Genomic DNA, 11550 nt, shown 5'->3' on the forward strand with positions numbered 1-11550 from the left:
TCATTTACCCGGTAAGTGAGGCGGAGATTCTGGAATGGGACGCCGAAAAGGCGTTGCGCCGCTACGACATAGCGATCACTCGCCTTGGCGTGAAACAGGAGTAGAGCGGCATGGCAGAGAGCAAATATGCGCTCACGTACGCCGGTGAGAGCGGCAATGCAACGGACGGATTTTCGTTGCCCGACAACCTCGGCAAACCGCTGCAGGATTTGAATGTGACGCTAGCGTTGGCAAGCGTGGATATTCGTTTGCTGACCCAGGAACAGATCAAGCTGCGGGAGCTACTGGTCAGTCAGCAGTTGTTGTTCAAGGTTGGCGCCGCCGCCCCCGCCACGAGCGAACCAAAGTCAAAACTCAACGCCGGGATCGAGCAGCGTCCGCCGCCGAAGCTGATGCAGCCGGCGATGGCCAACGAGACTGCGCTGGTTGAACTCAATCAGTTGCTCAAGATCAGCAACGACCAACTGCAAACGCATTCACAACGCACTCTGGAACTCGCCAGCGAGAAACAGGTGGCGGCCAGTGGTGCAACCAACGCTGACCTGTTGCAAGTTCAAGTCGCCGCAGCACGATCCGGTATTGCCGATGGCGCCAGGGGTGAGCAACGGGCGAACGAGCTGAAGTGGTTCTCCCGTGATGCCGCGATCAACGCAGCGGCGTTCAGGATGGACGTCAAAACGGCTGGCGAGATGTTGGCGGCCTGGCGTTCATCGCTGAAGCTGGATCGCTATCAGAGCCAGGATCTGGCCGATGCAACGAGCTATCTCGGCAACAGTGGCCTGGATGCCAAGGCCGCCGACATCGGTTCGGTCGTGCAACGTTCCGGCGAGGCTGCAATTACTGCCGGTATGACTCCGGAACAAGCGGCCGCGTTTGCGGCGGCACTGCTCAACAGTGGCGCAGACAAGGAGGGCGCCAGCGCCGCGTTGAAGGGTGTTACTTCGCTGCTGGCGAAGGGCGCAGATGCATCGACGGAGCAACGTACGGCTCTGAGCCAGTTAGGGTTGAATCCCGAATCGTTGGCAGGAGAGATGCGCAAGGACGCTCCCGCTGCCATCAACTCGGTGCTTGCTGCACTCAATAAACAACCGCTGCAAGAACGGGCAACACTGACGAAGACGCTGTTTGGCGAAAACGACGTCAGAGTTCTTGAACTGCTGAAGAAACCAGAGGATGTAAAAAACGCATTCTCCCAAGTGGCCGACAAGCGCCAATACGCGACATCGGAACTGGGCGCCGATTCGGGGGCAGCCGCGAAATCCGCCGAAGTATTTGGCAATACGTCGCAAGGGCGCTGGAATGCGCTCGATGCGAGTCTGACCCGGATGACCACCGCATTCGGCACGGCATTGGCGCCGTTGGCCGATGGTGCCGCAGTGGTGCTCACCGCGCTGGCCAATGGCGTGAGTACTGCGGCGCAGGCTTTCCCGGCGCTTACTGCAGGATTGGTTCTGCTTGGTGCCGCTGCTCTTCCTTTTGTTGGCGGGGCGCTGAAAACCGGCGTTGCGTCAGTCATCGACATCGTTTCCGTGAAGCTGTTACGTCTGGCGACGACGCGATTGCCCCCCGATATTGCTGATGCCATCGTCGGTGACGATGTCTCTGATGGCGGGCGGAAAAACAAACGAGCGGGTCGTCGACCGGGTCGACGCACGCCGGCCAGAACATCGGCGCGCACGACAGTTCCACGCGCCAGTGGGAGCACTCGTTTGGGTGGGCTCACGGCCAAGGTCGCGCCTCTGTTTGATGACATCAAAACGGGCTTCAAACTGTTCGCCGATGGCCTGGGCAACAGCGAGATGGCATCGCGACTCAAAGGGCCCGTTGCCAAGCTTATGCCCCTGGTCGAAAGCGTTGGCGCCAAGGTCATGCCCAAAATCGCCCAAGCGTTGCCAGCGGTAAAACTGGGAGCGCCGCTGGCCATCGCGCACGCGGCCTATACCGGACTGAAAGGTTGGCGCGAAGGCGATGACCAAGCGGTCAAAGGTGCCGCCGGCGAGCTGGCCGGCACTGCCATTGGCGCCACGATCGGTACCTTCATTGCGCCCGGTATTGGGACATTCCTCGGTGGGACTCTGGGCGGAATGCTCGGTTCTTACGTCGGTGAACAATGGGGCAAGCCTGCCGAGGACAAACTCGCGCCTCCCGCGCAAGTGGCCAAGGACCTGAGCAACGCTCAGACGCAAAACCAGCAGATCACCTATGCGCCGTCGATTCAGATCAGCGGCAGCGAAATCGCCAGCTCGGAAAAAGTCGGCGCGGTGATCTCTCAAGTGATGCAAAACCATTTCAGTACTCAGTTCATGTCGACAATGAGTACCAACCCCCTCGCCACCCGCCGCGACGCGGCCCTGACCGATGGAGTCGCCTGATGAAACAACAAATGGCACTGGGCAATTTCATCTTCGGCCTGTCGCGCAACTTTGCGTACCACCAGTTGCTGCGCAAGTCTGACGGCGGCTGGACCGAGATACAGATCCTCACCAGCAAACCCAAGTCCAGCCAGACCGGACAGAAACCGGAAACCCTGACCATTACCGGCAAGTCGATGTACGCCATAGCCATGGATCGGCTCGATGAATTGCGAGCTTTGCAGGCGCTGCGTATCCCGCTGCCGTTGATCGACGGGATTGGTCGAAACTGGGGCCTGTGGCGGATCAGTAGCGTGCAGGAAACCCAGACCCAGATCATCGATGACGGTACGGCGATGGTAGTCGATTGGGTCATCGAACTGGCGGAGTTCAACAATGCGTAAAGCACGAAGTGTGGCCGGTGATTCGGTGAATCTGCTGCTCTACCGCGAAACCGGTCGCAGTGATGACGCTGCCGAAGAAGCGCTGTGGAAGCTCAACCCGACCCTGGCCGAACACGGGCCGATTCTGCCTGCTGGTGTCTGGGTCGTGCTGCCGGAACTGGATGTGAAACCCGCCGTGATCAAGGCGGCGACGGCCTGGGATTAAGGAGGTTGCATGGCACTGGGATTCACGCCGGCAGTAAATATCTACGGGGCCAACGCGGCCCTGCTCAATCAGCGCCTGATCAGTTGGGAGCACATCGACGCCGCCGGTTTCGAGTCCGATCAACTGACGTTGACTATCGATCTGGAGGGGATTGAGGGGTTGCCGAATCTGGGCGGCAAGATTGGCCTGCAAGTCGGTTATCGAGAAACCGCAATGGTCGATAAAGGCCTGTTCAAAGTGACGCGTCTGACGCCGACACTGTTTCCGTTTCGCCTCACCCTGGTGGCCACTGCGGCGCCATTCAGCAAGGATGATGAAACCGGCTTCAAGCAGCGCCGCACCGCCAGTCATGGGCCAACGACGTTGGGTGGATTATTTCGCAAGCTGGTGGAGCTGCACGGATTTTCGCCACGGGTCGCGCCGGAGATTTCGTTGATACGCATCGAGCACATCGACCAGTCCAACGAGACCGACATGGGGTTTGTCACGCGTCTGGCGAAAAAATACAACGTCGTCGCCAAGCCTTACGGCGATGTTTATGTGCTGGCGCGGCCCGGGCAGACCAAGTCGTTGTCGGGGCAGATTCTGCCGGACGTGACGCTGTCGGTTACCCACAACAATCGCCCCGGCGATCACGCATTCATCAGCGCCACGCTGGAAGAATCAGCCCGCGAGCAGGCCAAGGGCTGCAAGACCTGTTTCTGGGATGCGGCGGCCGGGGTGTTGCGTTGGGTCGAGACGGGCGTAGCGCCGTTCAAGACGCTGCGCCAGAAGCAGCCCAGCGAAGCGGATGCCATCGCAGTTGGCGAGGGCGAAGTACGCAAGATGTTGCGCCAGAAGTACAAAGTGAAAATCACCTGCCCGGGCGATCCGCGCCTGGCGGCCGAAGGGCTGGTATTGCTCGATGAGAGCTGGCCGGACTTCATGCGCGGACGCTGGTCGATCGACAAGGTCACCGCCAGCGGCAGTCGCGAGAACAGCTATCGCTGCCTGATTGATGCGTCGTGCCTGGATCCCAAGGCCGATTCCAAAGACTGGTTCACCTCAATTTCACAGCGGTGAAGATCCCTGTGGGAGCGAGCTTGCTCGCGAATGCATTCTGTCATTCAAAACACGATTCGACTGATACACCGCTTTCGCGAGCAAGCTCGCTCCCACAGGTGTTTGCAGTGATCTGCAGACCGCATTTGACTCAACTCTGGAACACCCCATGAAGATCACCCCGATCCTCACGCAACTGCGTGGGCAATGCCCTGGGCTTGCCAATCATATTTCGGTGGGTGTCGATCTGGCGTTGCTGCAAAGCAACACCGATCTACCGACACCCTCAGCTCACGTACTGCCGCTGGCCGATCTGGCCAGTCCTGGCAGTGCACAAAACCTCACCACCCAACCGATCCGCGACCGCTTCGAAATCGTCCTGGTGCTTGACTCCACCGACGCTACAAAAGCGCTGGATGGGTTGCACGACCTGCGCGCTGAACTGTGGCGCGCGCTGGTGGGATTCAAGCCCGATGCCGACTACAGCGCCATCGTCTACGACGGCGGCGAGATGGTCTCGATCAACAGCAGCCGCGCCTTCTATCGGCTGCGCTTTTATGCCGAGTTCCAGCTCGGCCGCAATCTGCCAAGTCAGCCTGCGGAGAGTTGGCATGAGCGCGAACTGGACGCTTTGTCGTCCTTTACCGGGATGACGGTGCGGGCCGATGCGATCGATCCGGCTGACCCCAACCTGCAACGCCCGGGCCCGGATGGCCGGGTGGAAATAACTTTCTCTGGAGACGTAACCCCATGAGCAACCGCATCACCGTAGTGCCGGCCGCTGGCCGTGTCGTACCTGACCCGGAGGCGGGCGACCTGTTGCCGGCTGCCGGCCGTGACGTGCTGGACAGCGCCTGGTGGCGCCGGCGTCTGGCCGACGGCGATATCACACTCAAAACCGCAAAAGCGGCTAAACCACAGGGAGCCAAATAATGGCGATCGGATTCAGCAACATCCCGGCGGACATTCGTGTGCCGCTGTTCTATGCCGAAATGGACAACTCGGCCGCCAACAGCGCGACCTCGGCCATGCGCCGTTTGATCGTCGCGCAGGTCAACGACAATATTGCCCCGACTGAAGTCGGCAAGCTGGTGCTGGTTTCCAGCGTGGCGCTGGCGAAAAGCATCGGCGGCCAGGGCTCGATGCTCGCCTCGATGTACGAGACCTTCCGCAAGGCAGACCCGATCGGCGAGATCTGGTGCCTGCCGCTGCACAACACCGAAGGCGCTATCGCCAAAGGTGTGTTGACCCTGACCGGCACCGCAACTCAGGCGGGCATGCTCAACCTGTACGTCGGCGGCGTGCGTGTGCAGGCAACCGTGGTCAACGGCGCCACCGCCGCGCAAGCGGCCACCGCACTGGCGCAGAAAATCAACGCCACTGCAGACCTGCCGGTCAGCGCTGCCGCTGCTGAAGGTGTGGTCACCCTGAACGCCAAATGGACCGGCGACAGCGGTAACGACATCAGCCTGCAATTCAATCGCCTGGGCAAGAGCAACGGCGAAGAAACTCCGGCCGGTCTGACCAGCGCAATCAGCGCCATGACCGGCGGCGCCGGTGTGCCGGATCAGATCGCCGCCGTCGCGGCTCTAGGCGATGAGCCGTTCGAATTCATCGCGCTGCCGTGGTCCGATCTGGCCACCCTCAACACCTGGCAAGCGGTCATGGATGACAGCACCGGGCGCTGGTCGTGGGCCAAGCAACTGTTCGGTCACGTCTACAGCGCCAAACGCGGCACGGTCGGTACGCTGGTCGCCGCAGGCCAGGCGCGCAACGATCAGCACATGACCATTCAGGCGCTGGAGCCGGGCGTACCGCAACCGTTCTGGGTGCAGGCCGCCGCGCTGGCTGCGCGCACGGCGGTGTTCATCTCCGCCGACGCCAGCCGTCCGACGCAAAGCGGCAGCCTGCCGGGCGTTGACCCGGCGCCGGCCAGCGAGCGCTTCACCCTGACCGAGCGTCAGTCGCTGCTCAACTACGGCATCGCCACTGCTTACTACGAAGGCGGTTACGTGCGCATCCAGCGCTCGATCACCACCTACCAGAAGAACGCCTACGGCCAGGCCGACAACTCCTATCTGGACAGCGAAACCATGCACCAGTCGGCGTTCATCGTGCGTCGTCTGCAAAGCGTGATCACCAGCAAATACGGCCGCCACAAACTGGCCTCCGACGGCACCCGTTTCGGCGCCGGCCAGCCTATCGTCACGCCAGCGACCATTCGCGGCGAGCTGATCGCGCAGTACGCCAAGCTCGAACTCGAAGGCCATGTGGAGAACGCCGAGCTGTTCGCCGAGCACCTGATCGTCGAGCGCGACGTGCAGGACCCGAGCCGCGTGAACGTGCTGTTCCCGCCGGATTACATCAACGGCCTGCGCGTGTTCGCACTGCTCAACCAGTTCCGTCTGCAGTACGACGACGCGGCCTGATCCGCGCAGTCGGCGTTAAGCATGCAGCCCACCTCGCGTGGGCTTTTTATTTGAAGGGAGAAACACCATGGGTCAACTGATTGCAGGCACCTGCTACGTCAAGGTCGACGGCGCACAACTGACCATCAATGGCGGCTGCGAAGCCCCGCTGATGGCCGTCAAACGTGAAACCGTCGTGCCCGGTTTCTACAAGGAAACCGACATCGCACCGTCGTTCAAAGTGACCGCGCTGCACACCGCCGACTTCCCGCTGAAGAAGCTGATCGAAGGCACTGATATCACCGTCACCTGCGAGTTCAGCAACGGCAAAGTCTACGTGCTGGCCGGCGCCTATCTGGTCGAGGAGCCAGTCTCCAAGGGCGACGACGCCACCATCGAACTGAAATTCGAAGGCATCAAGGGGACTTGGCAATGAGCGCCGCCGTGAAGCTTCAAGTAGCAATCGAAGCCCACGGCGAGCCTCTGACCGAACTCGTTCTGCGCCGTCCGACGGTGCAGGAAGTGCGAGCGATCAAGGCGCTGCCGTACAAGATCGACAAGAGCGAAGAAGTCAGCCTCGACATGGACGTGGCGGCCAAATACATCGCCGTGTGCGCCGGCATCCCGCCGTCGTCGGTGAACCAGCTCGATCTGGCTGACCTCAATGCGCTGAGCTGGGCCGTCGCGAGTTTTTTCATGAGTGCGGCGTCGGCGCCATCACCGACCTGATCGCCGTCGCCTATGACCTGGCCTGGTTCTGGAAGGTTGACCCCGAACAGATGATGGCCAGGCCACTGGATGTGCTCCGCGAATCGCTGGAGCACGCGCAACGGATCAATGCGATGCAGCAGGTGCAGTGATGGCAGACGAACAAAGCAAAGTGAAAACGCCGGTGCTGATCACGGGCATCGATGACCTGTCGCCCAAACTCGGCGCCCTGCGGGCAAAGGTCGAAAGTTTCAAGAACAATCTCGAGCAGACCGGCCTCGGCAAGCTGGACGTCAGTGGTCTGTTCAACGGCGGCAGCGTGATCACGCCGTTCGTGGAAGGGATCAAGTCGGCGGCGGCGTTTCAGGGCAAATTGAGCGAAGTCAGCGACACGGCGAAAACCGTCGATCTGCCCGCCGCGCCGACAGTAGCGACACAGAACATGAACGTGTTCAGCGCGTCGATGCAGAAGGTTTCGGCGGCGGTGGACGCTGCCCTGGTGCCGGCGGTGGGGGCGTTGGTGGTCGGACTGGAGCCGATGCTGACGCAGGTCGGCAGCCTGCTCGCCGACAATCCGAAACTGGTCGAAGGCCTGGCTGCGGGGGCGATTGCCTTCTCCGCTATGCAAACCGCGGTCACCGGTATGACGCAGGTGATGGACGTCATGAGCATGGTGCTCAAGACCAACCCGATCATGCTGATCGCCATGGGCATTGCCGTGGCGGCCGGTTTGATCGTGGCCAACTGGACGCCGATCAGCGCGTTCTTCACAGGGATGTGGGAGGGCGTGAAAAACATCGGGGCGAGTGCGATGGCGACGTTGCGCTCGGTACTCGACTGGCGACCGCTGGCGGCACTGGCTGCGCTGTGGGAACCGGTCACGGCATTTTTCTCCGGAGTCTGGGACAAGGTGATGGCCGTGACGGCGCCAGTGATCGACTTCTTCAAGTCGGTTTTCTCGTGGTCGCCTGCGGGGATGATCATTGAAAACTGGGGGCCGCTGACCGGCCTGTTCTCGGCGATCTGGGAATTGCTCAAGGCCTTGAGTGTGCCGGTGATGGCATTTCTCAGAAACCTGTTCGATTTCTCGCCGATGCAGATGCTTACCGATGCGTGGGGTGGTGTCGTGAGGTTCTTCGAACCGATGTTCAGCGGCCTGCTAGAAGTCGCGCTACCGGCTAAAGAATTCCTCGTGTCGCTGTTCGACTTCTCGCCAATGCAGATGATCACCAGCGCTTGGGGAGGCATTGTTGCGTATTTCCAGCCGATATTGACGACGCTGCAATCGGCTGTGCAAAGCACCCGGGATACTTTGCGGGCACTGTTCGATTTTTTCCCGATGCAAATGCTCACCAGCGCCTGGGGTGGGATTGTCGGGTTTTTCGAACCGATCTGGATGGCGCTGCAAACGTCTGTGCAGCGGGTCAGAGGCTTTTTCACCAGCCTGTTCGAGTGGTCGCCATTGGAGCAGATTGCCCAATATTGGCAGCCGATCGGTGAAGTCTTTTCGGCGATCTGGGGCGTTGTGTTGGCGCTGTCCGCGCCGGTCGCGGACTTTCTGCACAGCCTGTTCGAATGGAAGCCTCTGGATCAGATCATCGAGAGTTGGGGGCCGATCACCGAGTGGTTCGGCGAGTTGTGGCAAAAGCTGCAAACCGTCATTGCGCCGATCAAGGAGTTGTTCGACGGTGGCTTCGCCGGACTGATCGCCAAGGTCACCGGCAAGGTTGAAACGCTGACCCAAGCGCAACGCGAGACCAATGCCGAAGGCAAGGGTGAGCTGGCGCCGGCGTTTTTCGCTGCCAGCCCGGCGCCTGCTGGCAATGGCACACTGCAAAGCGGCTCGTTGCCACAAACCTCCAGCGCGCTGATCCAGCAAAGTGCCGCCAACAACCGTACGCAACTCGAAGGCGGTCTGACCGTGCGCTTCGAAAATGCGCCGGCCGGCCTGCGCACCGAACAACCGCAAACCAATCAACCTGGCCTGGCCGTGTCTTCACGCATCGGCTATCGCTCGCTGTCGATGGGAGGTTCCCAATGAACTGGCGTGACCGTTTATTGCCGGCATCCTTTCGCGGTGTCGGTTTCTGGATCGACCAGGCGAAAACCCCGGTCGGGCGCAAAGGACAGTTGCATGAGTACCCGCAACGCGACCTGCCGTTTTTCGAGGACCTCGGCCAGCAGGCCAAGACTCACGATCTGACCGCGTTCATCATCGGCCCCGATTGCCTTGAGCAGCGCGACAAGCTGCTCAAGGCGCTGGAGCAGGGGCGTGGCGAGCTGGTGCATCCGTGGCTTGGACGCCTGCAAGTCAAGGTCGGCGAATGCGACATGACCCACACCCGCCAGGACGGTGGGCTGGTGACGTTCGCATTGAAGTTCTATCCCGACCAACCCCTGCCGTTTCCGACAGCCACGGTCAGCACGCAGAAAGTGCTCCTGGCCAAGGCCGACGGTCTGCTGGGTTCAGCGGTGGCGCGTTTCGAACAGGCGATGACTTTGATCAAGGCTGCGCGGATCGGCATCACCAACCTGCGCAACAGCCTTACCGGCGTCTATGACGTGATCAAGGAGCAATTGAAACCTTTGATCGAGCAGTACCGCCAGATCACTGAACTGGTCAAAGCCGTGAAAGAGCTGCCCAAGGAAGTGGCGGCGGAATTCAACGGTTTGCTCGGCGATATCCAGGAACTGAAAGCGTTCGCCAAGGAAGGCTACCGTGGCGTGATCGCCGACGTGTCGCAGCAACTCGAAGCGATTCGCAAGGCTGATGCGCCGAAGATCACCACCGGCAAGGACACCAATGCCGCAGCGCAGGCGATGGCCGATCTGGTGCAGGACACGCTGATCGTCAAAGTGGCGCAGTGGGTCGCATCGATGCCAGTGGCCACCCGAGCGCTGCAACTGCCGTCGACGCCCACCGTTGCTCAGCAGGCCCATCAGCAAGTCACCCGCCCGGAAGTCCCGGCCACGGATGATTTGCAGGCGCTGCAAAAGGATTTGGTGGAGGCGCTGCAAGGGGCGAAAAACAAGGCCGATCCTGATCACTATCAAGCTATCAGTGACGTGCAGGATGCCTTGGTTGCGCACCTCAAGGCCGTGGCATCCTCGGGCGTGCGACTGGTCAGCAAATCCTTTCAGGAAAGCCTTCCAGCACTGGTCATAGCGTACAAACAGTTTGGCGACGCCACGCGAGTCACCGAAGTCGTGCAGCGCAACGGCGTGACCAATCCGTTGTACCTCCCGCAAAGCGATGTGAAAGTCTCCAGGGAGTGAACCATGGACGAGTTGGATAACCACGTCACACTGACGGTTAACGGCATGGAATACGGCGGCTGGAAAAGCGTCGAAATCACCGCCGATCTCGAGCGTCAGTTCCGCACCTTCAAGCTCGACATTACCTGGCAATGGCCGGGGCAGGCGGTGAGCAAACCGATTAAACCCGGCGACCCCTGCGAGGTGAAAATCGGCAAGGATCTGGTGCTCACCGGTTACGTGTTCAAGGCACCGATCCGCTATGACGGGCGGCAGATCAGCCTGACCATCGAAGGCAGTTCGAAAACCCAGGATCTGGTCGATTGCGCCGCCCGTAACCTGCCCAGCCAATGGCAGCAACAACCCTTGCTGACTATCGTCCGCGATCTGGCGAGCGAATATGGACTGTGGGTCGTCAATGAAATCAGCGACACCACACGCCTGACCAAACACACCATCGTGCCGGGTGAAACGGCATTCCAGTCGATCGACCGATTGCTGTCGCTGCTGCGGGTGTTTTCCACCGACAACGAGCTGGGCCAGTTGGTGTTGGCCAAACCCGGCAGCGGCGGCCGCGCCAGCGATGCGCTGGAGCTGGGCAAGAATATCTTGTCGGCCAGTGCGCCAATGGATTTCAGCCAGGTGTTCTCCGAGTATCGGGTGATCGGCCAGCAGAAAGGCTCGGATGCGAAAAGCGGCGCGGCGGTCAGCGAAGTCGAGTCGACGGCGGCCGACCTGAGTTTCAAACGGCGGCGCACCACGGTGATCAACGAAGGCACGCAACTGACCTTTGAGTTGGCGCAGCAGCGTGCCCAATGGGAAAGCGCGACTCGCATGGGCCGTGCGCAGACCACCACCTATCAGGTGCAGGGCTGGCGGCAGAGCAATGGCGATTTGTGGCGCCATAACACGCTGGTCAGGGTCAAGGACCCGGTGCTGGATTTCGATGGTGACATGCTGATTTCCAAGGTCACTTATTCGTTGTCGGCGCAAGGTTCGGTGACCACGCTGCAAGTTGCCCCGCCGCATACCTTTGATCCTGATCCGACGCCCCCGAAAAAAACCTGAGCCTGACCCCGAACCCTGTGGGAGCGAGCCTGCTCGCGAAAGCGTCGCCAGCCTCAACATCACAGCGCCTGCCCCGCCGCGTTCGCGAGCAGGCTCGCTCCCACCCTGCT

At 60.8% G+C, this 11550-nt stretch carries 12 protein-coding genes; all 12 read left to right on the forward strand.

What is annotated here, in order from left to right; translation table 11 throughout:
• Positions 1–110: 110 nt before the first annotated feature.
• The 12 genes from QMX86_RS17610 (at position 111) to QMX86_RS17665 (ending at position 11440) form a co-directional block, all read left to right on the forward strand.
• Positions 111–2372 (forward strand): phage tail tape measure protein, encoded by a 2262-nt coding sequence (locus QMX86_RS17610; RefSeq protein ID WP_282386578.1) that lies wholly within the window; start codon positions 111–113, stop codon positions 2370–2372.
• The gene (locus tag QMX86_RS17615) at positions 2372–2755 is read left to right on the forward strand and encodes a phage tail protein (protein ID WP_110645914.1); all 384 of its coding nucleotides are present in this window, start codon (positions 2372–2374) and stop codon (positions 2753–2755) included. The genes QMX86_RS17610 and QMX86_RS17615 overlap by 1 nt, the downstream gene beginning before the upstream one ends.
• On the forward strand, positions 2748–2960 hold the full coding sequence (locus QMX86_RS17620; RefSeq protein WP_073475989.1) for a tail protein X: 213 nt from the start codon (positions 2748–2750) through the stop codon (positions 2958–2960). Before QMX86_RS17615 ends, QMX86_RS17620 begins: the two co-directional genes overlap by 8 nt.
• A 9-nt stretch (positions 2961–2969) precedes the next feature.
• The gene (locus QMX86_RS17625) at positions 2970–4022 is read left to right on the forward strand and encodes a phage late control D family protein (protein WP_282386572.1); all 1053 of its coding nucleotides are present in this window, start codon (positions 2970–2972) and stop codon (positions 4020–4022) included.
• A gap of 148 nt (positions 4023–4170) precedes the next feature.
• Positions 4171–4755, forward strand: a complete 585-nt coding sequence (locus QMX86_RS17630; RefSeq protein ID WP_282386570.1) for a hypothetical protein — start codon at positions 4171–4173, stop codon at positions 4753–4755.
• Entirely contained in the window at positions 4752–4934 is a 183-nt protein-coding gene (locus tag QMX86_RS17635) for a DUF2635 domain-containing protein (protein WP_016771429.1), read from the forward strand. The genes QMX86_RS17630 and QMX86_RS17635 overlap by 4 nt, the downstream gene beginning before the upstream one ends.
• Positions 4934–6430: a phage tail sheath subtilisin-like domain-containing protein gene (locus QMX86_RS17640; RefSeq protein ID WP_073475983.1), complete on the forward strand. Its 1497-nt coding sequence runs from the start codon at positions 4934–4936 to the stop codon at positions 6428–6430. Before QMX86_RS17635 ends, QMX86_RS17640 begins: the two co-directional genes overlap by 1 nt.
• Positions 6431–6497: 67 nt before the next feature.
• A complete protein-coding gene (locus QMX86_RS17645) occupies positions 6498–6845 on the forward strand; it encodes a phage tail tube protein (RefSeq protein ID WP_007908779.1) in 348 nt (115 codons plus the stop codon).
• Positions 6842–7138, forward strand: coding sequence for a phage tail assembly protein (locus tag QMX86_RS17650; RefSeq protein WP_024011858.1), 297 nt, complete (start codon positions 6842–6844; stop codon positions 7136–7138). Before QMX86_RS17645 ends, QMX86_RS17650 begins: the two co-directional genes overlap by 4 nt.
• 130 nt (positions 7139–7268) lie before the next feature.
• Complete coding sequence (locus tag QMX86_RS17655) at positions 7269–9158, forward strand: phage tail protein (RefSeq protein WP_282386565.1); 1890 nt, start codon at positions 7269–7271, stop codon at positions 9156–9158.
• Positions 9155–10393, forward strand: coding sequence for a DNA circularization N-terminal domain-containing protein (locus tag QMX86_RS17660; protein WP_095180509.1), 1239 nt, complete (start codon positions 9155–9157; stop codon positions 10391–10393). Before QMX86_RS17655 ends, QMX86_RS17660 begins: the two co-directional genes overlap by 4 nt.
• Before the next feature lie 3 nt (positions 10394–10396).
• Positions 10397–11440, forward strand: coding sequence for a phage baseplate assembly protein (locus QMX86_RS17665; protein WP_282386561.1), 1044 nt, complete (start codon positions 10397–10399; stop codon positions 11438–11440).
• Positions 11441–11550 lie beyond the last annotated feature (110 nt).

Origin of the sequence: Pseudomonas sp. PS01270 (genome assembly GCF_029959775.1) — a bacterium.
Classification (GTDB): Bacteria; Pseudomonadota; Gammaproteobacteria; order Pseudomonadales; family Pseudomonadaceae; genus Aquipseudomonas; species Aquipseudomonas atacamensis.

What these genes read in the sequence shown, in the direction of transcription:
- QMX86_RS17610 (WP_282386578.1), top strand. Translation starts at nt 111, where the DNA reads ATGGCAGAGAGCAAATATGCGCTCACGTACGCCGGTGAGAGCGGCAAT.
- QMX86_RS17615 (WP_110645914.1), top strand. Translation starts at nt 2,372, where the DNA reads ATGAAACAACAAATGGCACTGGGCAATTTCATCTTCGGCCTGTCGCGC.
- QMX86_RS17620 (WP_073475989.1), top strand. Translation starts at nt 2,748, where the DNA reads ATGCGTAAAGCACGAAGTGTGGCCGGTGATTCGGTGAATCTGCTGCTC.
- QMX86_RS17625 (WP_282386572.1), top strand. Translation starts at nt 2,970, where the DNA reads ATGGCACTGGGATTCACGCCGGCAGTAAATATCTACGGGGCCAACGCG.
- QMX86_RS17630 (WP_282386570.1), top strand. Translation starts at nt 4,171, where the DNA reads ATGAAGATCACCCCGATCCTCACGCAACTGCGTGGGCAATGCCCTGGG.
- QMX86_RS17635 (WP_016771429.1), top strand. Translation starts at nt 4,752, where the DNA reads ATGAGCAACCGCATCACCGTAGTGCCGGCCGCTGGCCGTGTCGTACCT.
- QMX86_RS17640 (WP_073475983.1), top strand. Translation starts at nt 4,934, where the DNA reads ATGGCGATCGGATTCAGCAACATCCCGGCGGACATTCGTGTGCCGCTG.
- QMX86_RS17645 (WP_007908779.1), top strand. Translation starts at nt 6,498, where the DNA reads ATGGGTCAACTGATTGCAGGCACCTGCTACGTCAAGGTCGACGGCGCA.
- QMX86_RS17650 (WP_024011858.1), top strand. Translation starts at nt 6,842, where the DNA reads ATGAGCGCCGCCGTGAAGCTTCAAGTAGCAATCGAAGCCCACGGCGAG.
- QMX86_RS17655 (WP_282386565.1), top strand. Translation starts at nt 7,269, where the DNA reads ATGGCAGACGAACAAAGCAAAGTGAAAACGCCGGTGCTGATCACGGGC.
- QMX86_RS17660 (WP_095180509.1), top strand. Translation starts at nt 9,155, where the DNA reads ATGAACTGGCGTGACCGTTTATTGCCGGCATCCTTTCGCGGTGTCGGT.
- QMX86_RS17665 (WP_282386561.1), top strand. Translation starts at nt 10,397, where the DNA reads ATGGACGAGTTGGATAACCACGTCACACTGACGGTTAACGGCATGGAA.